The sequence below is a fragment of the Rhodococcus jostii RHA1 genome, from assembly GCF_000014565.1.
Classification (GTDB): domain Bacteria; phylum Actinomycetota; class Actinomycetes; order Mycobacteriales; family Mycobacteriaceae; genus Rhodococcus_F; species Rhodococcus_F jostii_A.
This window is the reverse complement of record NC_008268.1, coordinates 5,900,401-5,924,313: the sequence shown is the minus strand read 5'-3', so window position 1 is coordinate 5,924,313 and position 23,913 is coordinate 5,900,401. Positions and strand designations below refer to the sequence as shown.

The window sequence follows — 23,913 nt, the reverse complement described above, 5'->3', positions numbered from 1 at the left end:
CATGACATCGGCAGAGACACTTCGCGGCCGGAAGGTCGCGATCCTGGCCACCGACGGCGTCGAGGAAGTCGAACTCGTCGAACCCCGGAAGGCCGTGGAGGACGCCGGCGCGGAGGTCCGGCTGATCTCGTTGTCCCCCGGCAAGATCCAGGCCATGAACTCGGATGTGAACGCGGCAGGCACCTATGCCGTCGACGCCGCCGTCGGCGACGTGTCGGTCGCCGACTTCGACGCATTGATCCTGCCGGGCGGTACCACGAACCCCGACCACCTCCGGATGGACGCGTCCGCCGTCGCCTTCGTCCGCGACTTCGTCGATTCGGGCAAACCAGTGGGCGTGATCTGCCACGGACCGTGGACGTTGGTCGAGGCCGACGTCGTCCGCGGCCGCACTCTCACGTCGTATCCCAGCGTGCGCACCGACATCCGCAACGCGGGCGGAACCGTGGTCGACGAGGAAGTGGTGGTCGACAACGGGTTGGTGTCGAGCCGCAACCCCGACGACCTACCCGCGTTCTGCGCGAAGATCGTCGAGGAATTCGCCGAGGGCCGCCACCCACAGTGACCTCGTCGGGCCTGGATCAGCCGGAGTCCGGGACCGTCACCACCACTCGGGTGCCCGATCCGGGTGAGGACGTGACGTCGAAGGTGCCGCCGAGGCTTTCGACCCGCACGATGTGCGAGGCCAGTCCGATGTGCCCCTGCGCCACCCGTTCCGGGACGACGGCCGGGTCGAATCCGGCGCCGTCGTCGGCGACCGTCAGCGTGGTCCGCCCGCCGGCGCGGGTGAGTGCGAGTTCGATCGTGGTGGCGCGGGCGTGCTTCGACACGTTGGTGAGCAGTTCCCGCGCCACCCGGTAGAGCAGCTCCTGGCAGTCGGGGTGACCGACGTCGTCGACGCTCACCGTCATCTCGAACCCCCGCCGGGCGTAGAGATCCGCGAGCTCGCGCAGCGCCGCGGTGAGGCCCAGCTGCGCGAGGACCTGCGGATGCAGTGTGGTGACGGTGGACCGCAGCTGCGCCGCGGTCTCGCGGAGGGCGGACTCGGCGGCGACGAGCATGTCGTCCGGGTTCCGCTCCAGGGCCTCCTCCACATCCAGCCGGGCGGCCAGCACATTCTGCAGGGGCCCGTCGTGGAGGTCCTCGGCCAGTTGCCGTCGCTCGCGTTCCTCGGCACCCATCGATTCGGCGATCAACTGCCTGCGCACATCCATCAGCGAGATCACCGTCGCAGAGCGCCGGACCAGCACGTACGACAACGCCGTCGTCGCGGCCGCGAGCCACAACAGGAAACCGAAGTAGAGGTACACCTCGTCGGGGAAGCCGACTGCGTCGTCGCGCTTGGAGTAGACGATCCACACCACCTGGTACCCGACGGCGGTGCAGACGCCGACGATCGCCGTCAGACGCGGCCGGTACTGAAACGCCACCGAGATCGGCAACAGGAAGAACACCGGGAGCAGCACCGACGTCGCGCCGCCGGAGACGACGCACAACGCCACCACCGCGGTGACGTCCGCGGCCGTGGACACCCAGCCCGCCCACGGTCCGACGTCCCGCACCAGGACGAAGATCAGCCAGCCGAGAGCGACCGCCGCATACCCGATCAGCAGCCCCGCGAAGACGTCGGGTTGCCAGTGCGTCACGCGGATCACCGGTCCGAGCAGCGCCATCAGACCGATCAGCGGTAACCGGAGTATGGCGGTCACCCGGACCGCCTCGGTGCTGTAACGACGAACTACGCGACTCTGGGACGGATGCGGCACGTCACTCCAGCAAGCCGCGTCGCATCGCCTCGGCCACCGCGGCGGCGCGGTCGCTGACCCCGAGCTTCTCGTAGAGGCGCTGGACATGGGTCTTGACCGTCGACGGCGCCAGGTACAGCTCACCGGCGATCGTGGGAATGCTCTGCCCGCGCGCAATGAGCGCCAGCACTTCCTTCTCCCGACCGCTCAGCGCCGGCCCGACCGGTTCACTGCGACGACGCACCTCGCCTGCCAGTCCGACCGCGAGGGAGGCGGGGAGGACGTCGCGGCCCTGTGCGCAGTCCAGGACGGCTTTCACGATCTCCGCCCGGGTCGACTCCTTCGGCAGGAATCCCGCCGCCCCCTCCTGCAACGCGTGGTACACGATCGCGGATTCGTCGTGCGCAGACAGCAGCAGCACGCGCGTGGCGAGTTCGGCTCGTCGCACGGCCGCCGCCACCTGGGAACCGTCGAGCTCCGGCATCCGATAGTCGAGCAGTGCGACGTCGGGGGCGAGTTCGCGGATCAGGGCGAGCGCCGCCGCACCGTCGTCCGCCTCACCGACCACTTCGATGTCGCCACTCGCGAGGAGCGCACGGACGACACCGTCCCGAAAGATCGGGTGGTCGTCGCCCACCACGACCCGCACGGCGCTCACGGCGTGGTCCGATGCGAAGCGACTCCAGCGAAGTCCATTGCTCACTTTCTCACGAGAGCAGGCCCGCGCGGAGCACTTCGCGGGCCCGCTGTCCCCCGATCGGTGGACACCGGATTCATCCCGCCCTCCGTCCTGTCGGTGGACAGACGACGGCGCGCATTCACGACATAGTTGACACACACCGGAAACGGGGAGATCGGAAACCGAAAACCCCACGGCCCCAGACGTTCCACCCCAAAGCGTCAGACCCCCGAAGTTCCAGAACCCAGGAGAAGCCATCATGCGCACCACCGCCCGTCGCCGCGTCGCACTCTTCATCGCACTGCCCGCCACCGCAGTGGCCGTCACCGGATTCGCCATCGCCGCCGCCGGGGTTGCCACGGCGGGCACGATGCCGACATCGGGACCGACGATCGCGATGACGATCAGCAACGACACCGACCTGCCGATGGTCCTCGCGGGTTCGTCGAACCCCTACGGGCAGTGGATTCAGGCGCCGTCGGACTACCTCGCCCCGCACAGCAGCCAGATCGTGAAGGCATTCTCCACCGACCCGAACGGCGTCGAGGTGGATGCCACGTACTCGCTCCCCGGCGGTGCCCAGGCCGTGTTCCGCGCCGACAACTACAGCAACACGACCGACGTGGACGGAACCCGCGTCGACGCCAACTACGGCCACGCCTACGGCATCAGCAGCTGGATCGACTCGGGCTACCCGAACATGAACGCCGGCTACCACCTGTACGGACACCCCTGACAGCCGATCCCGACCATCCACCGAACACTCGACGAAAGCCGCAGAACATGATCATGCACGTCACCGAGACCCCCACCCCCACCGTCTCCCGCACGATGTGGACCACCGAGGAGATCAAGGCACGTCTCGAGGAGATGAACATTCCGCGATCACGCACCCGTCGCGGGCCCCGCTGGGGCAACCGCGACCGATAAGCCGGGGGTTGGGGCCCGATGTCGCACTGGTTCACTCCGACAGGACCAGTGCGACATCGGTTCGGTTCACCCGAGAGATCGCCGGGTCAGCGCTGGTGCCGCGGCTTCCACACGACGAGCGCGTTGCTCCGTGGGATCGGAACGAGGTCGCGCCGGTACCCGGCGTGAATCTTCGCGATCTCCTCGGCCAGCTCGCGAACCCGGTGCTGCAGAGCCTCCACCTGGTTGGTGAGCTCGATGATCCGCTTGATCCCGGCGAGGTTGACACCCTCGTCCTGCGAGAGGCGTTGCACCTCGCGGAGCAACGCCACATCCCGCGGCGAGTACCGTCGGCCGCCACCGGACGTGCGGTGCGGGGTGACGAGACCGAGCCGGTCGTAGTTGCGCAACGTCTGCGCATGCATGCCGGCGAGTTCCGCGGCCACCGAGATCACGAAGATCTGGGCGTCCGGATCAACGGCGCTCTCGCGTGGATCCTGAGTCGTATCGCTCATCAAGCACCCGCCCACCCGGCCCTCGGATCGAATCCGCTGGCCTTCTCTGCTTCCAGATAGGTCTTCAATGCTTCGGTGGCCGGGTCGTCGAGCTTCTGCGGAACGGCGACCTTGACCGTGACCAGTAGGTCACCGGCGCCACCGGCACGCTTGGGGACGCCTCGCCCGCGAACCCGCAGAACCCGGCCGTCGGCGGTGCCCGCAGGAATCTTCACACCGACACGCCCCTCCAAGGTGGGGACGGAGACGGTGGTTCCGAGCACGAGCTCACCGTAACTGACGGGAACGACGAGCGTGAGGTCGTCGCCGTTGCGGCCGAACACCTTGTCGGGACGCACCCGGACCGTGACGAACAGGTCGCCGGACGGTGCGCCGCGCAGGCCGGCCTCACCCTGGCCTGCCAGCCGGATCTTCTGTCCGTCACTGACACCCGCGGGGACGCGGACGGTGATGGTGCGAGTCCGGTTGGTGACGCCGTTGCCGTGGCACACCTCGCACGGCGAGTCGATGATGGAGCCGGTACCGCGGCAGTCGTCGCACGGCTCACTGAACCCGAACGCGCCCTGGTTGCGGCTGACGATTCCGGTCCCGTTGCAACGCGGGCAGACTCGCGGGCTGGTTCCCGGCTTGGCACCGCTGCCGTGGCAGGTGGTGCACGGCGACGGGCTGGTCAGACGCAGCGGAACCGTGACGCCGAGCGTGGCTTCGCGGAATTCGAGGGTGGTCTCCGTCTCGACGTCGCTGCCACGACGGGGACGGTTGGTCGTGCGGGTCGCGCCGCCGCCACCGGCGCCGCGATTGAACAGGCCACCGAAGATGTCGCCGAAGCCGCCGTCACCGGCCGCCGCGCCGCCGCCACCGAACAGGTCGTTGATGTCGAATCCGCCCTGGCCGAAACCACCGGCTCCGGGGTTGAATCCGCCGCCGCCCTGCCCGAAACCGCCGCTCGCGAACAGTCGCCGGGCCTCGTCGTATTCCTTGCGCTTGGCAGGGTCCGAGAGCACGGCGTGTGCTTCGCTGACGGACTTGAAACGCTCCTCGGCCTTCGTGTCGCCGGGGTTCGCGTCGGGATGAAGGTCGCGGGCGAGTTTGCGGTACGCCTTCTTGATCTCGTCCGCGGATGCGTGGGACGAGACGCCCAGCTCCTTGTAGAAGTCCTTTTCGATCCACTCCCGTTGGCTCACTGGGCGTCTCCTCCTCTCGCTCTTACTCTTGTTCCGACTCGGCGGGCTTCGCCGCCTCGTCGGAGGTGTTCGCGCCGGCATCGCCTGCGCGATCGATCACAGCTACCATCGCATGCCGCAGGACGCGATCACCGAATTTGTAGCCCTTTCGCATCACCGTGCCGAGAACGGGGTCGTGACCCTCGCCCTCGTGCTGCACTGCCTCGTGCAGCGCCGGATCGAATGCGTCGCCCTCGGCGCCGAACTCGCTCAGGCCGAGCGACGTGAGAGTGCCGGTGAGCTTGTCTGCCACACCCTTCAGCGGCCCCGAGTCGAGGTCGCCGTGGCTGCGTGCACGGTCGAGGTCGTCCAGCACCGCGATGAGCTCACCGACGACGGACGCCTTGGCGTTCGCGATGTCGGCCTGCTTGTCGCGCTGGACGCGGCGGCGGTAGTTGGCGTACTCCGCCTGCAGTCGTTGCAGGTCGGCGGTGCGCTCCGCCAACTCGTCCGTCTCCGGAGCTGCCGTCTCCGGCAGGGCCCCTTCGTCCACCGAGCCGGGCTGCGGGGCGGCAGCGGTGCCCGCGAGGGGCTCCACTACCGGCTCCGCGTCCCGTGTCCGACCGGTCTCGGGGTCGATCTTCCGCTTGTCCACGAAAGTGACCGGTTCCTGCTCGGTGTTGTCGGACGTCACTTCTTCTCCGAGTCGGACGGCTCGTCCACGACCTCGGCGTCGACGACGTCGTCGGCACCATTCGCGCCGGAGCCGTCGGTGTTGGCGGCTTCCTCAGCGGCACTGGCCTCGTAGATCGCCTGGCCGAGGGCCTGCGACTCGGTGGCCAGCTTCTCGACCGCGGTCTTGACGGCCGCGATGTCGGTGCCTGCGAGAGCGTCGTTGGCTTCCTTGATGGCAGCCTCGACCTTCTCCTTGACGTCGGCGGGCACCTTGTCCTCGTTGTCCTTGATGAACTTCTCGGTCTGGTGCACCAGCGACTCGGCCTGGTTGCGCACCTCGGCCTCTTCGCGGCGGGCCTTGTCTTCCTCGGCGTGAGCCTCGGCGTCCTTGACCATCCGCTCGATCTCTTCCTTGGACAGACCGGAGCCGTCCTGGATCTTGATCGTGTTCTCCTTGCCCGTGCCCTTGTCCTTGGCGGTCACGTGCACGATGCCGTTGGCATCGATGTCGAAGGTGACCTCGATCTGCGGCACGCCACGCGGGGCGGGCGGCAGGTCGGCCAGCTCGAACGAGCCGAGCAGCTTGTTGTGCGAGGCGATTTCGCGCTCACCCTGGAACACCTGGATCTGCACCGAAGGCTGGTTGTCGTCAGCGGTGGTGAAGGTCTCGGAACGCTTGGTCGGGATGGTGGTGTTGCGCTCGATGAGCTTGGTCATCACGCCACCCTTGGTCTCGATGCCGAGGGACAGCGGGGTGACGTCGAGGAGCAGCACGTCCTTGACCTCGCCCTTGAGGACACCGGCCTGCAGGGCGGCGCCGACGGCGACGACCTCGTCCGGGTTGACACCCTTGTTGGGCTCACGGCCACCGGTCAGCTCGCGCACCAGATCGGAGACTGCGGGCATACGGGTGGAACCACCGACGAGCACGACGTGGTCGATGTCCTTGACGGCGATGCCGCTGTCCTTGATCACGGCCTGGAACGGCGCGCGGGTGCGGTCGAGGAGATCGGACGTGATCTTCTGGAACTCGCTGCGGGACAACTGCTCGTCGAGGAACAGCGGGTTCTTGTCCGCGTCGACGGTGATGTAGGGCAGGTTGATCGACGTGCTCTGCGACGAGGACAGTTCGATCTTGGCCTTCTCGGCAGCCTCGCGGAGACGCTGCAGTGCCATCTTGTCCTTGGTCAGATCGATGCCGTTCTGAGCCTTGAACTTGTCGACGAGCCACGTGACGATGCGCTCGTCCCAGTCGTCACCACCGAGGTGGTTGTCACCGGACGTGGCGCGAACCTCGACGACGCCGTCGCCGATTTCGAGCAGCGAGACGTCGAAGGTGCCGCCACCGAGGTCGAAGACCAGGATGGTCTGTTCCTTGTCGCCCTTGTCCAGGCCGTAGGCCAGTGCGGCCGCGGTGGGCTCGTTGACGATGCGCAGGACGTTGAGACCGGCGATCTGGCCGGCTTCCTTCGTGGCCTGACGCTGGGCGTCCTCGAAGTACGCGGGGACGGTGATCACGGCGTCCGTGATGTCCTCACCCAGGTACGCCTCGGCGTCGCGCTTCAGCTTCATGAGCGTGCGCGCGCTGATCTCCTGGGGCGTGTACTTCTTGCCGTCGATCTCCACGTTCCAGTCGGTACCGATGTGGCGCTTGACGGAGCGGATGGTGCGATCGACGTTGGTGACGGCCTGGTTCTTGGCGGGCTGGCCGACCAGCACCTCACCGTTCTTGGCGAAGGCGACGATCGACGGGGTGGTGCGTGAACCTTCGGCGTTGGCGACCACTACGGGCTCGCCGCCTTCCAGCACAGACACGACCGAGTTCGTTGTACCGAGGTCGATACCGACGGCACGAGCCATAGTGTTCCTCACTTTCGTTTTGCAGTCCTGTGGGCAGGTTTTTCATTACTGAACTGCGATGTTGGCGCTTAGTGAGCGCCCTCCGCTCAAGTTTGCACTCCGACACCGTCGGGAGTCAATTCGAACTTGAGTCTTGCACGCTCATGTTGTCGTAAGGCTCAACGGAGGGGTGCGGAGATTTGTTCCCGGATGCCCACATCTTTTTTCGGCGCCTTGTTTCGAGGCCTTCCCGTAGCGAGGCCGCCGACGCGGACCCGCGCGTCGGCACGCCACGCTACGGCAGGTCGATAGGATCGCAGCGTGACGACACCCGAACAGCCGCCACGCCGGCCCGAACCGCCGCGACCCGTACCGCCGCGTCCGGAGTTCGCGGTCAGCCCGCTGCGCGCCACCCCCACCGATGACACCCCGAAGGCCGTCGCGGTGTCGCTGTCCGCCTGGGTGGGATCGTTCGTCGTTCTCGCCGGAATCGCCGGCGCCATCGCGCTCGACCTGGGCGCCGTCCGCGACGCCCTCGAGGCGTCGGTCGCCGCGGACAATCCCGGGGACTCCGCGACGGACATCACCGACACGGTGAACCTGACGCTGATCGGCAGCGGTGCCATCGCCGTCGTCCTGATCCTCCTCGGACTGCTGGGCATACAACTCCTGCGCGCCCGGAAACCGGCGGGCCAGATCACCCTCGCCGTCGTCGGCGTCCTCAGCGTCGCCGGCGGAGTGGGCCTGTGGACCCTGCTGTCCGACGCCGGTGACGCGACCGCCGGTGTGCTGCAATGGGCGCCGCTCGCCTACAGCGCCCTCGTCGCGGTGGGAGTGCTCGCCCTGTTCGCTCCCGGTGTGTCTCCGTGGCTGCGCCGGAACCGCTGACCGGACTCACACCTGGCACGGATCGGTGCTGCCGTGGAACTCCGGGTCCGGGTCGTATTCGCGGTTGGACGTGCCCGAGTACTCGGGATCGGGGTCGTACTCGTCGTTGGTCGTCCCCGTGAAGTCGGGGTCCGGGTCGTACTCGTCGTTGGTCGTGCCCTCGTAGGAGGAGTTGCAGGCCGGGTGGGCGGCAGCGGTCTGGGTCACGGACGCGGCGCCGAACACGAGAGCCACGGCTGCCAGTGCGGTCATCGTCGTGCGGATCATGATGATTCCTTTCATCGATGGGCTGATCATCGGTGGGCTGGGCGGACTCCGAAGAGAGAACCGGGCGGGGTCACCCGGGTGCGGGCTGGTGGGGCATCGCGGGTTCGCCCGCGCCGATCCGGCTCGACCCGGCGATATCGAGATGGCGCGTCACCGTGGGGGTACCCAGATAAGGGCCCGCAACACCCGGCGCGAGCGGTGGAATCGTCAGGGCTCGCCTGAATTCCATCTGCCCGCCGGCGTCGCTCTCCGCGGCGGTCGAGGCGTAGGCGAACGTGCCGGCTCCCACCGTGACGGCGACGAGGACGGGCGACACCATGCCGCCGAGAACGCGGGGCCACACGCGTCGGCGCGAAGGCCGGGGCGCCGGTGTCGGAGAGTCGAAGTTCATACCGAGAATCCTTCGCGGCGGACGCTTTCCGCACATCCAGGAAGGCACCCAACTTGGACCCCGAGAAAAACCCTGAGAAGGCCTTCCTAATGAGGACCGTTTCTGACCTCAATTGCTTCTACTGTTCTTCTCATGACCACTTCGCAGAAGTCCCCGGCCACCGGTGAGCGCGCCGACCTCCTCCAGATCCTCCAGGAGCAGCGAGCCACCCTGTTGATCACCGTCCGCGGCATCGACGACGCACAGGCACGGCAGCGTTCGACCGTCAGCGACCTGACGCTCGGCGGACTGATCAAGCACGTGTCCCACACGGAAAAGCACTGGGTCGAAACCATTCTCGAGCCGGACGAGAACGCGGAATTCGACATGGAGTGGGCGATGGAGAAGTACTACATGCGCGACGACGAAACCCTCGAGGGACTGCTCGCCGAGTACGCCGAGGTGGCCCGCGCGACGGAGGCCGCCGTGGCCGGCCTCGACGACCTGGACGTGCTCGTCCCCCTGCCCACCGCACCCTGGGCACCCGAGCGGCAGTGGTGGACGATCCGCCGCACCCTGCTCCACATCATCCGGGAGACCGGCCACCATTCCGGTCACGCCGACATCATCCGGGAATCCCTCGACGGCGGAAACACCACCATGAAGATGGGCGCCGACGCGGGCATGGAGTTCTGACCCACCCGGCAGAACAGACGAAAACACCTCACCGGGTTCGGGTTCCGGTGAGGTGTTCTCTTCTCAGCATGTGGCGTTTCGAGTGTTGACTTACCTCCTGCGGTCCAACCTTTCGCCGACTGGTGAAAACCATGGTGCCCCGCCGCGGGGGCACCGGCTACCTACCCCAGGGGTACGGTTCCCCACCCGGGACCCAACCCATTATCAGGTGGCCCTTACCTCAAAGTGGTACTCGCCTCCCCAGCTTCTTCTTGCCCAGAAAAAGTCATTTTGACATCCTCCTCGACCCTGGGGTCGGGATTTTCTACCGCAGCCGGTCGGCTACCTCGGTGGGTTCCTGCTTCGCCGCGCTGCGCCGACATCGCTGCCGGTCTTACCCTCGCTCCACAGGCGTTTAGTCTCTCGGCGCGTCCCGCCGCGAGGATATTCTTGGCTGCATTGTGGTCTCGGTCGTGGACGGAGCCACATCCGCAAGTCCACGCGCGGACGTTCAGTGGCTTCCTTTCGCCGACAGTCCCACACGTCGAACACATCCTGGTTGACGGAAACCACCGATCGATACGATGGAATGTGCGTCCATAACGGATCGCCTTGTACTCGAGCATCGACGCGAAAGCTGACCAGCCGGCGTCGTGAACTGACTTCGCCAACCGCGTGCGAGCGAGACCGTTCACGGCCAAATTCTCCATATACACCGCTTGGTTATCGCGAATGATGCTGGTCGAAGTCTGGTGATGAAAGTCCCTGCGTGCATCGGCGACCCTGGCGTGCAGGCGAGCGACCTTGCGAACCGCCTTTCGTCGGTTGTTGGATCCTTTCTGTTTTCTCGCCACCTCTCGCCGGGCTCTTTCGATCCTGCATTCGGCGCGGCGGAGCAGGCGGGGGTTCTCGACAACTGTGCACTTCATCGGCGTCCAACACGCGATGATCGAAAAGTTGCAAAATTGTTCGTTTGTGTTGACTTTCGAAGGGCAGAGGACAGAATCGGATCTGGACTCACCGAACTCCAGTGACCAAACCTCGGGCTGCACGCGTTGCCCGGGACAGCAGTCCTGTACGGAATCCGTCCCACCATTCCCGGTGGGCTGGTGACACGGGAGAACCGGGAAGGACTCGTCGATGACCGTGCGTGACGAACAGGATGCGCGGGAGACCGGCACACGGCTCCGGATGCGTAAGACCCGGACGACCCTCGCGGACGGCCGCGAACTGATCTACTTCGACGACTCGGAGCCGTACGTGTCGGGCGGAGCCACCCGCGAGCTTGTTGATTCACGTCCGCTGCCGCCGGCGGTGTCGCAGGCGCAGATGCGGTTCGACGTGCTCACCGGGGAATGGGTGGTCATCGCCGCCCAGCGGATGGACCGCACGTTCCTGCCGCCGCCGGACGCGTCGCCGCTCGCCCCGAGTGTGCCGGGCAAGGCGCCCACGGAGATTCCGGCCGACGACTACGACGTGGTGGTGTTCGAGAACCGGTTCCCGTCGCTGGCGACGGCCGCCGCCGAGCAGGACCTTCCGGACTGCGTCGACGGAGAAGCGTTGTGGCCGTTGGCACCGGGAGCCGGCAGATGTGAGGTCGTGTGCTTCACCAGCAACCCGGATGCCGCCTTCGCCACCCTGAGCGTCGCCCGGGTCCGCACCGTCGTAGACGTCTGGGCCGACCGCACCGCCGAACTGTCGGCGCTGCCGGGGGTCCGGCAGGTGTTCTGCTTCGAGAACCGGGGCAAGGAAATCGGCGTCACCCTGACCCATCCGCACGGACAGATCTATGCCTACCCGTACCTGCCGCCCCGCACGGACGCGCTGATCCGGCGCTCCCGCGAGCACTTCGAGAGCACCGGGCGGCTCCTGCTGGCCGACGTCCTCGACGCCGAAACACGATCCGGCAGGCGCGTGGTCCTGGCCGCCGAACACTGGACCGCGTACGTTCCCGCTGCCTCGCGCTGGCCGCTGGAGGTACATCTCGCACCGCACCGCGACGTCCGTGACCTCACCGAACTGTCCGAAGACGAGCGCGACGAACTCGCCCACGTCTATCTCGAACTGCTGCGGCGGGTCGACCGGTTCTTCGAGGGTGTCGACGCCGTGCCCTACATCGCCGCGTGGCACCAGGCGCCCGTCGGCGAGGACCGCCCACTCGGACGCCTGCACCTGCAACTGTTCTCGATGATGCGGTCCCCCGGCCGGATGAAATACCTGGCGGGATCCGAATCCGGGATGGGGGCGTGGGTCAACGACACCACCCCCGAGCGCATCGCCGACCGGCTGCGGGAGGTGGCGTCGTGAGTGCGGCGCAGTGGGTCGCCCCCGTCCACGCCGCCGCGGTCGCGGACCCCGCGGAGGCGTTGTTCCGCAGCACGTTCGGCGGCGCCGCGGACGGCGTCTGGACGGCACCAGGCCGGGTCAACCTCATCGGTGAGCACGTCGACTACGCCGGCGGACTGGTTCTGCCGTTCGCGCTCCCCTACGTGACCGTCGTCGCCGTCCGCGTGCGCGGCGACGGGATCCTGCACGCCGTGTCCACGCACACCGGCGAGTCCTGGCACGGTCCGCTCGACGACGTCGCCCCGGGACATCCGGCCGGCTGGGCCGCGTACGTCGCCGGGGTGGTGTGGGCGCTACGCCGGTCCGGACACCTCACGGCGGGAACCGGTTTCGACGTCGCAGTGCATTCGACTGTCCCCGTCGGCTCCGGGCTGTCGAGTTCGGCCGCGCTCGAGTGCGCCTTCGCGCTCGCCGTCGCCGACCTCGCCGGCCTGCCCACGGACGACGCCGGCCGCCGGCCGCTGATCACCGCGTCCATCCTCGCGGAGAACGAGATCGCCGGCGCGTCCACCGGCGGCATGGACCAGTCGGTCGCGATGCTCGCCCGCCCCGGCCACGCCCTGCTCCTCGACTGCCGGGACGGCGCCACCCGGCACGTTCCGCTCGACTTCGACTCCGCGGACGCCCGGCTGGTGGTCATCGACACCAACGCGCCGCACCGGCTGGTCGACGGCCGGTACGGCACCCGGCGGGCCACCATCGAGAAGGCCTGCGCCGACCTCGGCGTCGCCACCCTGCGCGACGTCGCCGACACCGACACGGCCGTCGCGGCGCTGAGTTCCCCGGCAGCACAGCGGGTCCGGCACGTGCTCGGCGAGATCCGCCGCGTCCGGGAAGTCGCCGACCTGCTCGACCGCGGCCGGATCTCCGACATCGGCGACGCCCTGAACCGCTCGCACGCCTCGTTGCGCGACGACTACGAGGTCAGCTCCGTCGAACTCGACTCCGCCGTCGACGCTGCCCTCGAAGCCGGGGCCTGGGGTGCGCGGATGACCGGCGGCGGTTTCGGCGGCTCCGCGATCGCCCTCGTACCCGCCGACCGGGTAAACGCCGTCGCCGAGAACGTCGCCCGACGCGCCGGCAGCGCGTCCCTGCCCGTCCCCCAGTTCCTGCACGCCGAGCCGTCGGGCTCGGCGCACCGACTCTGAGATCCCCTTCGACGACCACGACCAGGTGGAGGCGGTGACCATGGGCGACCACGACCAGGTGGAGGCCATGACCAGGTGGAGGCCATGACCATGGGCGACCGCGTGGCCGTTATGAAAGCGGGCATCCTGCAGCAGCGGTCCTCATCGCGTCCGGCGAACGTGTGCAGGCCGAACTGGGCTGGCGACCGAGACACACGGACCTCGATTCGATCGTGGCCGATGCGTGGACGTATCTGCAGTCGCTGGGCGCGCGGGAACGCTACCGTGGTGCAGTGCGGTCGTGACGAGGCGTGTCGCGTCCCGTCGACCGCGAGAAGGAGGCTGGGGTGGACGTCGACGATTCCGCAAGGCAGGGTCGGATCGTGGAGGTCCTCGTCGAGGCCTTCGCCGATCTGATGGAGGCGGATCCGAGTGCGTTTCGCACGAAGTTCCGGAAGATGGCCGCCGATCCGTTCGCCTTCTTCCGGGGCAGCGCCTGCCTCTTCTACGACGATCTGCGTGACTTCGATGATCCGTGGGCGGACGAGCGCACCGGCCGGGTGTGGATTCACGGCGATCTGCATCTGGAGAATTTCGGCACGTACATGAATGCGGAGGGCACCCTCGTCTTCGACGTCAACGATTTCGACGAGGCGTACGTGGGGCCGTTCAGCTGGGATCTTCGCCGGTTCGTCGCGAGTCTCGCACTGATGGGGTGGCAGAAGGCCCTCCCCGAGAGCGATGTCCGGGCACTCGCCGACACTTACCTGCGCAGTTACGTCGAGCACGTCCTGCACTATGTGCAGCGGGAAGCGGACGAGGCGTACGCGCTGCGCCTGGACAATTCGCGCGGCGCCATCCAGGACCTGCTGCTGAGCGCGCGCCTCGCCACCCGGGTGGACCTGCTCGAGTCCGTCACGGTGATCGAGGACTACGACCGGCGTTTCCGGCGGGGCCGCGGTGTCCGCGAACTCGACGAGGAGGAACGCGCGACCGTGTGCGAGGCGCTGGACACGTACATCGAGAGGGTGCCCAGCAGCAAGCGATCCACGCGACCGGTGTTCTACCGGATCAAGGACGTGGTCGGGCGGAAGGGCTTCGGGATCGGCAGCGCCGGTCTTCCTGCGTACAACGTGCTCATCGAAGGGGCGACCCAGGCGCTCGAGAACGACATCGTGCTCTCACTCAAGCAGGGCAACGTCGCTGCGCCCAGCCGCGTCGTCGACGAATCCCGGGTCCGCGACTACTTCGAGCACGAAGGACACCGCACGGTGGTGAGTCAGCGCGCGCTGCAGGTCCACACGGATCCGCTGCTCGGCTACACGGAGATCGGCGGCACCGGTTTCGTGGTCGCCGAACTCTCCCCGTACGAACTGGACCTCGACTGGTCGGATCTCACCGAACCGGAGGACATCGCGCCGGTGCTCGAGGACCTCGGCCGGGCGACGGCGAAGGTGCATTGCGTCTCCGACGAGGACAGCGATCAGACCCTCGTCACGTTCCAGACCGAGGACGCCATCCGGAACGTCGTCGACGGCAGGCTGGACGAGTTCGTCGGCGAGATCATCGACTTCGGCATCGCGTACGCCGAGGTGAGCCGCAGGGATCACCAACTGTTCGTGAACGCGTTCCGGGAAGGCGAGATCGCGGGCGTCTCCGCGACGTAACCGAGCTACAGTCGGACGGTGTTCAGTTCCTCCAGAACACCTTCCGCGCTGCGGGCGGCGACGGTGCAGGCCCGCGCGGTGAACTGGTCGAGCAACGGGTGGCGTGCCCGTTCGCGCCACTTCCGCACCGCGGCGAGTGCCCGCATCCGCTGCAACTCCACGGAGTCGTCGCCGTCGGTGCCCAGTCGTTCGGCGATCTGGATCCCGAATCCGCCGATCAGGCGTTGCAACTCGGCCACGTCGTCGGCGGGCAACCCCACCTCGGTGGACCGCAGGCGCCCGAGCAGGCGCAGTTCCTGAAAACCGTGCACGTCGGAGAGCAGCCGTTCGGCCGACATCAGGATCTCACCCGCACCCGGCACCGGATGCGCCGTGAGCACCCGCTTGAGTGCCACGAGCGCCGAGTGGGTCTTCAACTGGTCGGCCCGCTGCCCGAACTGGATGTCGATCACCTGACGCAATTCGTCGAGGCCGCTGCGTTCCACCAATTCCGCCGCCAGCGTCGGCGAGTCCTTGGTGCCCAGCCGGATCAGGGTGACGGCCATCCGGATCCCGAAGAGCCCGAAGCGGTCTGCCAGCTGAGCGCGCATCCGGGCGTCCACTGGAAGCGGACTGTCCTCACGCGCGAACCGGTCGGCCGACAGCATCGCCAGGTTCAGGTCGTCCACCGGGACCTCGGCCAGATGCTGGAACGCGGTGAACTCGGCCTGACGCATCGTGCGGGCACCGAGCGCCAGCAGACCCGCGACGGGGACCACGGCCTGGCACAGCCCGGTGCGCTCGAGTTCGCCCGCGAACCGGGACGCCACTTCCTTCGCGGACATCATGGCGTCCAGGCGTCCCGCCCCCACCTCGTCGGCCCGCGACACGACACCGACCACACCGAGCGGTCCCGATTCGTCGCCCACGTGGTCGCCGATCTGACCGAGGAACTGGACGTCGGTCGCGTTCAGCGTGCGCAGCAGGTAGACCACGGCGTCGGCGCCGGACGCCTCGTTGTCGGGGGTGAGCATCTCGAGGGTGCGGGCCGAGACGTCCCTCGACAACGAGGACGTGCCCGGGGTGTCGATGATCGTCGTATGAGCCAGGGCGGACGACGGCCACTCCACGTCGAGGCGGTCCACCTGGTCGGCGGTGAGGTGGCCCAGGTCGAACGTGAGATGTCCGTCCCGGCGCAGCACCGGGACGTTGGCGGAACGCTGGGCGCCGCTACCGGGGTCCGGCTGGTACCAGGCCGTCACGGTGGGCGTCGACCCGCTGCGGTACCAGGTGACGACGCGGGTGCATTCGGTCGCGTCGGTGGGCGCGATGTCCTGACCCACCAGGGAATTGAGCAGAGTGGACTTGCCGGCCTTCAGCGAACCGGCAAGAGCCACCCGCAACGGTTGTTCCAGTCGCCGCGCGCATTCGGTCAGCTGATCCCGGATCTCGGGTCTGCCCGCGTACAACTGCCGGGCGGACGCGATGAGTGCCCGGGCCTCGTGAAGCGGAGCGGCCGTCATGCCGTGACCGCTCCCGCGTCGCCTGCGACGAGTTGCGCGGCTTGCTGTTTCAGTTCGGATGCAACGTGCAGGTCCTTCTCGAGCTGCGCGATCCGGCGGGTCCGTTCGGTGGACTCGAGATTCGCCGCCTCCTGCGCGGCGCGCAGCGAGTCGTTGATCGACCGCAGCGCCTGCTCGGCGATCGCACTGAAATGGTCGCGCAGCAACCGCTGAATCGACCGGAGCCGATCCTTCGACTCCTTGCCCACCTGGAAGCTGGCGTCGTCGGCGAACCGGCGGATCGCGGCCTTCGCCTCCGCCCGCCGCTTCAGGATCCGGCTCTCCTTGTCTTCCCGGTACGCCTTCGTGCCGAGGAGGACTCCGGCGCCGATCGAGATCGGATTGACCAGGGCCATCCCCATCATGGTGGTGATCAGACCGAACATGAGGACGCCGCCGTACGACCCGCGCATCCCGACGAGAACCTTCTGCGTGATGCCGATACGTCCGGCCTCGAGGTCCGCGAGCGAGGCCACCGGTTCGAGGACACCGTCGACGTCCGCGACGTCCAGGTGCGGCAGCTCGACCGCACCCGTCTCGGCGAAGTGCTGCGCCACCACCTCGGCCAGCCACAGCGCGCGGTCGTGGGCCCACACGAAGTTGTCGCCGATCGCGGTGGCGAACTCCTGCTCGAGCCACTGACCCAGCGCGTCCCAATCCTTGCCGGGGTCGCCCTCGTCGACGGTCTCCTCGGCCTCCCGGGTGACGCGGCGCAACCGGTCCCGGAGGTCGTGATCGATGTCCGCGGCCAGGTCGGCTATACCGTCACCCAGCGTCTGCTGCCACAGCGACGTCTTCTTGTGCAGCTCCTCGGCGGCGGCCTTCGCCTTCTGCAGTTCGGCGACCGCGGCGACGCCCTTCGCCGGATCGCGCAGGGCGGCAAGCTCACTGCCGATCCCCAGGGTGAGATGCTCGGCCGCGGAGGACACGTCCAGCGACACCGCCCGGCGCGTGTTCGCCTCCGCCCGCGCCACCACTCGCTCGCGCAGGAACGCGTACAGGTCGACGAAACCGGACTCGGTGTTGAGTTCCTCGTCCTGCAGTCGCAGCGCGTGCGAACGCAGCACCGAGGAGATCGGGATCAGGGGAACGTCGAGACCGGCCCGCGCGAGGTGCCCGCGGTCGGCTTCGACGATCTCTCGCCAGTGCGGGTACAGGTCGGTCTTGCTGATCAGGCACGCCACCGACGGGCACAGGCTCGTGACCTGGCGAATGAATCCGAGCTCCGGTTCGGTGAATTCCTGGCTGGCGTCGGACAGAACGAACACGGCATCCGACGCCGGGATCAGCCCGAGTGTGCTCGCCGCGTGCGGGTTGCCGGCACCGCCCACGCCGGGCGTGTCGACCAGGACCAGACCGTCGGCGAGGAGCGGGCTCGGGACGTTGACCTCCACCCGCAGCACCTCCCTGCCCTCGGCGCGGGGCGAGGCCGGCGTGATGCCGTTCAGCTCGTCGAGCGGAAGAGGAACCCGGATCGGGTCGGCACCCGGATCGGCGAGGAGCAGTTCCGCCGACGCCACCTCGGCGTTCTGGACGACGGTGGGGATCGCGGTGGTCTCGTCGTCGCCCACCGAGCACACGGTGAGGTTGAGGAGGGAGTTCACGAACTGGCTCTTGCCCTGCTTGAGCGGTCCGACCACCACGATCCGCATCCGCGGATCCTGCACCCGGGTCCGGGCCGAGTCGAGGCGCTGCGCCAAATCGCCACGACCGAACCTCTTCGCCACGACCAGGGCCTGCTCGAGCAACGCCGTCATCGACTGGGACCCGGCTGGATTCTTCTCGGCGGCTGCACTGTCCATGAGCTTCGTTGACCCGCAATTCTTCCGACCTCTGTGCGGACACCACGTTCAGTGCACCGACACCCGACTGTGTGAAACAGCCCCGCACGCATAACGCGTCCGGGGCTGATTTCGTTACATCGTACGGCGGTTCCGGCCACCCCGTCTGGGGGATGCCGGAACCGCCGTCTCATCACGGCTCGAGGTGATCGACCACGTCCGTGACGTCGTGCGTCGTGGCCACCGAGGTGTCGGTGTCACCGAACAGCGAGCCGTCGGTGTCCGCGTGCAGGCCCGAGTCGGCGCCGAACGCGTTGTCCGCGTCGATCGACGACCAGGTGTCGGCGCCGGTGTCGACGGCACCGCCCAGGGTGGACCCCAGTCCGCCTGCGATCGACCCGGTGGTGTCGGCCACGACCCCGCCGACCGCACCGAGGTCGGCCGAACCGTCCGTGGTCGCGTCCGCGTCGGCGGAACCGCCTGCCGACGCTCCACCGTCGACCGAACCACCGGCGGACGCTCCGCCGTCGACCGCGCCGCCCACTGCGGCTCCACCGTCGACCGCTCCGCCGACCGCACCGTCGAGGGCGCCTCCGACCGAGGTGCCGAGCGATCCGAGGCCACCCACGCCACCGGACAATCCGGCGCCGAGGCCGGTGACCGCGTCGGTGGTGGCATCCAGTCCACCGGTCAGACCGGCGGTGGCGTCGACCGCACTGTCCAGGCCGCCTTCGATTCCACCGGCCACGTCTCCGCCGACACCGGCCGCGGCATCGACCGTGCCGCCGAGGCTTCCGCCGAGATTCGCGGCCGTGTCCAGGGCGCCACCGACCGTGCCACCCAGGTTGGCCGCCGTGTCCAGGGCGCCACCGAGGTTCGCGTCCACGTTCGCACCGGCGTCGGCGACCGCGCCGACCGAGGCGCCTGCCTCGCCCACCGCGTCGACGGCACCGCCGACGCTGCCGGTCAGTGCGGAGCCGAGGCCCGCACCGGTTTCGAAGATTCCACCGAGACCACCGGTGAGACCGCTGGTCAGACCGGCGCCCAGGCCACCGGCCGTGTCCAGTCCGCCGACCAGGTTGGTTCCGAGGCTGCCGCCGAGGTCCGCTCCGGCGTCGGCAACCGCACCGACACCCGCGGCGACACCGGCACCGATGCCTGCCGCGGCGTCCGCGCCGCCTGCGACGCCGCCGCCGACAGCGCCGCCCACGTTGCCCGTGACGTCACTGCCCACGTCGAGCAGTCCGCCGAGCGCGCCGTCTATGCCGCCCGTCAGGCCACCCGCGAGATCGGTGCCCGCGTCGAGCGCACCGTCCAGGGCGCCGCCCACGCCGGCTGCGGCGCCGAGTCCGAGGTCGGCGTCCAGAGCGGAGTCCAGATCGAGTCCGCCACCGGCCTCCAGAGCCGTCTCCAGTGCGGAACCGAGGGTCGCGCTGAGGTCGCCGTCGGCTCCGAGGACGCCGCCGAGAGCGGTGCCCAGCGTGCTGCCGATGCTTCCCTCCGCGCCGAGAACGCTGTCCAGGTCGAGGGCGCCGCCGGTCTCCAGCGCACCGCCGAGCACTCCGCCCAGGGCCGCGCCGAGGTCTGCGCCCGCACCGCCACCGACACCGAACGCACCGCCGAGCAGGCCGCCCAGGTCGGTCACGCCGCCGAGGTCGACTCCGCCGTCCGCGCCGAGCACCGCGTCGAGGGCCGCACCCAGACCGGCGGTGGCGTCACCGTCGACTCCGAGCACCCCGCCGAGCGCGCCGCTGATGGTGGTTCCCAGGTCGGCACCGGTGTCGAGGACACCGCCCAGCCCGAGGCCGCTCTCCAGGGCGCCGCCCAGGACCGTGCCCAGGTTCGCGCCTGCCTCGCCGCCCAGGCCGAGGGCCCCGCTCAGCGCCGTCGTCAGCTCCGACGTCAGTTCCCCGCCGAGACCGAGGTCGGTGCCCAGCCCGAGGCCCAGTCCGCCGTCCAGCAGACCGCCCAGGTCGATGTCCGTCACGCCGCCCGCGCCGAGCACGGCGTCGAGGGTGCTGCCCAGTTCGGCGGCCAGGCCACCGTCCAGGCCGAGGGCTCCGCCGAGGACCGTGCCGAGTGCGGCGTCCAGTCCCAGTCCGCTGTCGAGTGCGCCGGACAGGGCGCCGCCGAGGCCACCCTCCAGATCGAGGGCGCCGCCGAGCAGACCGCCCAGGGCTCCACCGAGATCGCCGCTGACGTCACCGCCCGCGCCGAGCACGCCACCGAGGATGCCGCTCAGCGCACCGCCGAGGTCGCCGTCGGCACCGAGAACGGCGCCGAGGTCGAGGCCGCCACCGGCACCGAGAACGGCGTCCAGCGCGGTACCCAGACCGGCGGTGAGGTCGCCGCCGACTCCGAGTTCACCGCCGAGCAGTCCGCTCAGCGCACCGCCGAGGCTGCCGCCCGCACCGAGGATCGCGTCGAGGTCCAGTCCGCCGCCCAGGTCCGCGATCGAACCGAGAGTCGCGCCGAGTGCGCCACCGAGGTCTGCGCTCAGGTCGCCGCCCGCACCGAGGACACCACCGAGAGCTCCACCGAGGACCGCGCCGAGGTCGGTGCCGAGAACTCCGCCGAGCGAGCCGGCGACGTCACCGAGCAGTTCACCGCCGAGCAGGCCTTCGAGGGTGGCGCCCAGCCCGCCGCCCGCGCCGATCGCCGCGTCGAGCGCACCGCCCAGCGCGCCGCCGAGACCGGCGTCGACACCGAGCACGCCGCCGAGGGTCGTTCCGAGCACAGCACCGAGGTCGAGGCCGCTACCGAGTCCGGCGAGGATGTCACCGTCCAGGCTCCCGCCGAGGTCGACGACGCTTCCGAGGGCGGCACCGAGAGCCGCACCCAGCTCGGCGCCCAGGTCGCCGCCGATCGACAGTGCGGGGGCGAGGATCCCGGTGAGACCACCGGCAACGTCGACAACCGGCAGGGCCGTGATCGCCGCGGTGAGGGTGGTGGCGAGCTGCGCCGTCAGGTCGGCGCCCAGCCCGAGCGCGCCTCCGAGGGCCCCGCTGATCGCGGCGCCGATGTCGAGTGCGCTACCGAGGTCGAGGCCACCGGTGAGGGAGAGTGCTGCGTCGAGGGCTGCACCCAGCGCGGCGCCGAGCTGCGCACCGATCTCGCCGCCGATCTCCAGCGCCGCACCGAGCGCGGCGCTCAGGCCGGCAGCCAGTTCCGCCGCGAAGTCGAAGTCGCCGCCCAGGCCGGCACCCAGACCGAGGCCTGCACCGGCACCGATACCGACCGCACCGCCGAGACCGCCGCCGAGACCGAGGCCGCCGCCCAGGCCGCCACCGACACCTGCGCCGATACCGCCCGCCACGTCACCGGCGACGTCGGCACCGGCGTTGACGATCGCGGCCAGGTCGGCCCCGCCACCTGCGAACAGTCCCGACTCCGCGACCAGGGGAGCAACGGAGACGATGTCCGCGTGGCTCACACCCTGCAGGCCGGCGGCGCACAGCGCCTCGGTCGGGTTGGCGCAGTAGGCAGCCGCAGCCTGCTCGTCGCGAAGAAGGCCGAGAATGAAGTCGAGGACGGCATTGGTAGCCATGGCAGCTCTCCTGTAGTCGAGGTTCGGGGAGTTCGGGTGGCCACCACAACTGCTGTGACGGCGAGTGAAATACACGTTATGGATCGGCGGCCCCCTTCCCAACGGGGCGGCGCCCCCTACTCGGGGACCCCGGCATCGGGGATCTCCCATCGGGGGTCGGGGCCTCCCCGTTAGGGGATAGGGGGCCATTAGGGGATCGGCCCCGTAACTGCCGTAGACCAGCGGCGTCGGCGTAACGAAACGGCCACTCCACGCGACAAATCGAGTGACCACGACGGCTTCGGCCGTCACATACGACGGCGGCACCGTCCGCCTGACGCAGGCGGCGTGACGCCCGCCCGGACCACAGGAGTGGAACATGGCTGCAGCGCTCGGCATCGGTGTCGGATCGGTCAATACGGTGGCCGCCGTCGACACGGACGGGGCGAGCGTGACGGATGCCGCCGACCTCACCGTCCTGTCCCGCGCAAGTGTTCTCCACCTCTCCCCCGACCGCGCTCCCGTCCTCGGCGACGACACGAGCGAACCGGACGCGGTGACGGTGTCCGACTTCGCGAACCGCGTGGGCGACCCGGTCGGGATCCTCACCGACGACGGCTCGACCTACTCCGGTGAAGACCTGGTGGCCACCGCCGTGAGCTGCATCGTGCACGAGGCCGCGTCGGGCCGCCACGGCCTCCCGACCACCGTCGTCGCCCACCCGACCGTCTGGCCGCCGTACACCGTCGGTGTCCTCGCCGACGCGCTCGAGCAGGCCGGCGTCACGGACGCGACCCTGGTGTCGGAGGCGCAGGCGGTGATGACGTGGCTCGAACGGACCCGCGGCACCCTCGGCGACGCGTTGACCGTCATCTACGACCTCGGCGGCACCTCACTCGACATCACCCTCTTCCGTTCGGACGCACACGGCACGGAGACCGGCGTCCTCGGCAAGCCGGTGCGGTCCGAGGACTTCGGTGGCGCCCACTTCGACCACGCCACCATGCAGTACGTCCTCGGCAACGTCGCCGAGGAGTTCGGCGACATCGACCCGTTCGCACCCGACACGGTCGCCGCCCTCACCCGGTTGCGGACCCGCTGCACCGCGGCGAAGGAGGCGCTGTCCTCCGACACCGAAGCCACCATCGGCATCGAGCTGCCCGGCATCTCCACCGACGTGCGGCTCGTGCGCTCGGAACTCGAAGACCTCATCCGCGCGTCCCTGCAGGAATCGGTGACGCTGGTGCGCGAGAGCATCCACGCCGCCGGCCTCGAATCCAGCGACGTCACCCAGGTGGTGCTCACCGGCGGAAGCGCCGCGATCCCGCTGGTCGCCGAACTCCTGTCGGCGGAACTGCGTGTTCCCGTCGTCGCCGCCGAACGTCCGGGCCACACCGCGGCCCTGGGCGCCGCCCTGCTCGCCGCCGACGACAATGCGGGACGCGCCGCCGCCCCGACCGTCGCGCGGATGCCGGTCGTCGTGCCCACCGCGACACCAGCCGCCGCAGCGCCTGCCGCCCCGGTCACCGAGTCGGACGCCGAGACCGTCGTCTTCGCCGCCCGCACCCCCGCACCGACCCTCGGCGAGCCCGCCGCCACCGGGATGTCGCGGAAGAAGAAGGCCGGGATCATCACCGCTTCCGCCGCAGCCATCGCCCTGCTCGCCGCGGGTGGGCTGTCGCTCGGCACCGCCCTCGACGTCGCACCGTCGTCGTCCAACTCGGGTTCCACCACCTCGCAGTCGTCGGGCACGTCGGCGGGCGCGGCCTCCACGTCCGGTGTTCCGGCCGAGGCCGCCGCGACGGGCGCCGCCGCTCCCGGCACCGAGGCGGCGGGCGTCGCCGCCGCGACCGGGGCACCCGGTACCGCGGCCGGCGTGGCGACCCCGGTCGCCGCACCCGGCACCGTCCCACCCGGTACCGCGGCACCGGCCGGGGCCGCACCGGTCGCTGCAGCGCCCGGCACCGCACCGGCTCCCGCGGCCGAAGTACCCGCACCAGCCCCGGCCCCCGCGCCCGCACCGGCCCCCGCTCCGGCCCCGAGCGTTCCCCAGACCGACGGCGGCGCCGCGATCGCCAACACCATCGTCGGCGGTGCCGGCGCGGTGGGTGACACCGTCAACGGAGTGGGCGACACGGTCGGCGGCGTCGTCGGCGGAGTCACCGGCCTGGTGCCCGGCGTCCTCGGCAACGGCGGATAG

At 69.3% G+C, this 23,913-nt stretch carries 21 protein-coding genes and 1 pseudogene; 10 read left to right on the top strand and 12 right to left on the bottom strand.

What is annotated here, in order from left to right; translation table 11 throughout:
- Nucleotide 1 precedes the first annotated feature (1 nt).
- Complete coding sequence (locus tag RHA1_RS26840; protein WP_009478764.1) at nucleotides 2–565, top strand: type 1 glutamine amidotransferase domain-containing protein; 564 nt, start codon at nucleotides 2–4, stop codon at nucleotides 563–565.
- Between the two features lie 16 nt (nucleotides 566–581).
- Here the strand turns inward: RHA1_RS26840 and RHA1_RS26835 are convergent, their stop codons facing one another.
- Both RHA1_RS26835 and RHA1_RS26830 read right to left on the bottom strand, forming a co-directional pair.
- Entirely contained in the window at nucleotides 582–1,766 is a 1,185-nt protein-coding gene (locus tag RHA1_RS26835) for a sensor histidine kinase (protein ID WP_009478763.1), read from the bottom strand.
- 1 nt (nucleotide 1,767) lies between these two features.
- Entirely contained in the window at nucleotides 1,768–2,394 is a 627-nt protein-coding gene (locus tag RHA1_RS26830; protein WP_025432069.1) for a response regulator, read from the bottom strand.
- A 289-nt stretch (nucleotides 2,395–2,683) separates the two neighbouring features.
- On the opposite strand from RHA1_RS26830, the gene RHA1_RS26825 reads away from it, so the two are divergent.
- Both RHA1_RS26825 and RHA1_RS50630 read left to right on the top strand, forming a co-directional pair.
- Entirely contained in the window at nucleotides 2,684–3,160 is a 477-nt protein-coding gene (locus RHA1_RS26825; protein WP_009478762.1) for a hypothetical protein, read from the top strand.
- Nucleotides 3,161–3,213: 53 nt separating this feature from the next.
- Nucleotides 3,214–3,354, top strand: coding sequence for a hypothetical protein (locus tag RHA1_RS50630; RefSeq protein WP_162130654.1), 141 nt, complete (start codon nucleotides 3,214–3,216; stop codon nucleotides 3,352–3,354).
- An 86-nt stretch (nucleotides 3,355–3,440) separates the two neighbouring features.
- Here RHA1_RS50630 and RHA1_RS26820 read toward each other — a convergent pair whose 3' ends face one another.
- The 4 genes from RHA1_RS26820 to dnaK are packed head-to-tail and all read right to left on the bottom strand — an operon-like array spanning nucleotide 3,441 to nucleotide 7,546.
- Nucleotides 3,441–3,848 carry a heat shock protein transcriptional repressor HspR gene (locus tag RHA1_RS26820; protein ID WP_011597686.1) on the bottom strand — a complete coding sequence of 136 codons (408 nt, stop codon included), beginning with the start codon at nucleotides 3,846–3,848 and terminating at the stop codon, nucleotides 3,441–3,443.
- Nucleotides 3,848–5,032 carry a molecular chaperone DnaJ gene (gene dnaJ, locus RHA1_RS26815; protein ID WP_011597685.1) on the bottom strand — a complete coding sequence of 395 codons (1,185 nt, stop codon included), beginning with the start codon at nucleotides 5,030–5,032 and terminating at the stop codon, nucleotides 3,848–3,850. Before dnaJ ends, RHA1_RS26820 begins: the two co-directional genes overlap by 1 nt.
- 22 nt (nucleotides 5,033–5,054) lie before the next feature.
- A complete protein-coding gene (gene grpE, locus RHA1_RS26810; protein WP_009478759.1) occupies nucleotides 5,055–5,705 on the bottom strand; it encodes a nucleotide exchange factor GrpE in 651 nt (216 codons plus the stop codon).
- The gene (gene dnaK / locus RHA1_RS26805; RefSeq protein ID WP_009478758.1) at nucleotides 5,702–7,546 is read right to left on the bottom strand and encodes a molecular chaperone DnaK; all 1,845 of its coding nucleotides are present in this window, start codon (nucleotides 7,544–7,546) and stop codon (nucleotides 5,702–5,704) included. Before dnaK ends, grpE begins: the two co-directional genes overlap by 4 nt.
- Nucleotides 7,547–7,846: 300 nt before the next feature.
- On the opposite strand from dnaK, the gene RHA1_RS26800 reads away from it, so the two are divergent.
- Nucleotides 7,847–8,413 (top strand): hypothetical protein, encoded by a 567-nt coding sequence (locus RHA1_RS26800; protein WP_009478757.1) that lies wholly within the window; start codon nucleotides 7,847–7,849, stop codon nucleotides 8,411–8,413.
- Nucleotides 8,414–8,419: 6 nt separating this feature from the next.
- On the opposite strand, the gene RHA1_RS26795 is transcribed toward RHA1_RS26800, so the two are convergent.
- Nucleotides 8,420–8,680 (bottom strand): hypothetical protein, encoded by a 261-nt coding sequence (locus RHA1_RS26795; protein ID WP_005238337.1) that lies wholly within the window; start codon nucleotides 8,678–8,680, stop codon nucleotides 8,420–8,422.
- Between the two features lie 70 nt (nucleotides 8,681–8,750).
- The gene (locus RHA1_RS26790) at nucleotides 8,751–9,071 is read right to left on the bottom strand and encodes a hypothetical protein (protein WP_237726962.1); all 321 of its coding nucleotides are present in this window, start codon (nucleotides 9,069–9,071) and stop codon (nucleotides 8,751–8,753) included.
- Between the two features lie 132 nt (nucleotides 9,072–9,203).
- On the opposite strand from RHA1_RS26790, the gene RHA1_RS26785 reads away from it, so the two are divergent.
- Nucleotides 9,204–9,746 (top strand): DinB family protein, encoded by a 543-nt coding sequence (locus tag RHA1_RS26785; protein ID WP_011597683.1) that lies wholly within the window; start codon nucleotides 9,204–9,206, stop codon nucleotides 9,744–9,746.
- Between the two features lie 215 nt (nucleotides 9,747–9,961).
- On the opposite strand, the gene RHA1_RS51350 is transcribed toward RHA1_RS26785, so the two are convergent.
- Nucleotides 9,962–10,654, bottom strand: coding sequence for an RNA-guided endonuclease InsQ/TnpB family protein (locus tag RHA1_RS51350; RefSeq protein WP_237727025.1), 693 nt, complete (start codon nucleotides 10,652–10,654; stop codon nucleotides 9,962–9,964).
- Between the two features lie 211 nt (nucleotides 10,655–10,865).
- Between RHA1_RS51350 and galT the strand changes: the two genes are divergently transcribed.
- The 4 genes and pseudogenes from galT to RHA1_RS26765 all read left to right on the top strand — a co-directional run bounded on the left by galT (nucleotide 10,866) and on the right by RHA1_RS26765 (nucleotide 14,865).
- Nucleotides 10,866–12,032, top strand: a complete 1,167-nt coding sequence (galT, locus tag RHA1_RS26775; RefSeq protein WP_050787392.1) for a galactose-1-phosphate uridylyltransferase — start codon at nucleotides 10,866–10,868, stop codon at nucleotides 12,030–12,032.
- A complete protein-coding gene (galK, locus tag RHA1_RS26770) occupies nucleotides 12,029–13,219 on the top strand; it encodes a galactokinase (protein WP_011597680.1) in 1,191 nt (396 codons plus the stop codon). The genes galT and galK overlap by 4 nt, the downstream gene beginning before the upstream one ends.
- A 134-nt stretch (nucleotides 13,220–13,353) precedes the next feature.
- A pseudogene (locus tag RHA1_RS53660) lies at nucleotides 13,354–13,503 on the top strand (UDP-glucose 4-epimerase GalE); the annotation flags it as partial.
- Between the two features lie 42 nt (nucleotides 13,504–13,545).
- Nucleotides 13,546–14,865 carry a DUF2252 domain-containing protein gene (locus RHA1_RS26765; RefSeq protein ID WP_011597679.1) on the top strand — a complete coding sequence of 440 codons (1,320 nt, stop codon included), beginning with the start codon at nucleotides 13,546–13,548 and terminating at the stop codon, nucleotides 14,863–14,865.
- Nucleotides 14,866–14,870: 5 nt separating this feature from the next.
- On the opposite strand, the gene RHA1_RS26760 is transcribed toward RHA1_RS26765, so the two are convergent.
- The 3 genes from RHA1_RS26760 to RHA1_RS26750 all read right to left on the bottom strand — a co-directional run bounded on the left by RHA1_RS26760 (nucleotide 14,871) and on the right by RHA1_RS26750 (nucleotide 21,734).
- Entirely contained in the window at nucleotides 14,871–16,367 is a 1,497-nt protein-coding gene (locus tag RHA1_RS26760) for a dynamin family protein (protein WP_011597678.1), read from the bottom strand.
- The gene (locus RHA1_RS26755) at nucleotides 16,364–18,208 is read right to left on the bottom strand and encodes a dynamin family protein (protein WP_011597677.1); all 1,845 of its coding nucleotides are present in this window, start codon (nucleotides 18,206–18,208) and stop codon (nucleotides 16,364–16,366) included. Before RHA1_RS26755 ends, RHA1_RS26760 begins: the two co-directional genes overlap by 4 nt.
- A gap of 172 nt (nucleotides 18,209–18,380) precedes the next feature.
- Complete coding sequence (locus RHA1_RS26750; protein ID WP_016883568.1) at nucleotides 18,381–21,734, bottom strand: IniB N-terminal domain-containing protein; 3,354 nt, start codon at nucleotides 21,732–21,734, stop codon at nucleotides 18,381–18,383.
- 358 nt (nucleotides 21,735–22,092) lie between these two features.
- Between RHA1_RS26750 and RHA1_RS26745 the strand changes: the two genes are divergently transcribed.
- Entirely contained in the window at nucleotides 22,093–23,913 is a 1,821-nt protein-coding gene (locus RHA1_RS26745) for an Hsp70 family protein (RefSeq protein ID WP_011597675.1), read from the top strand.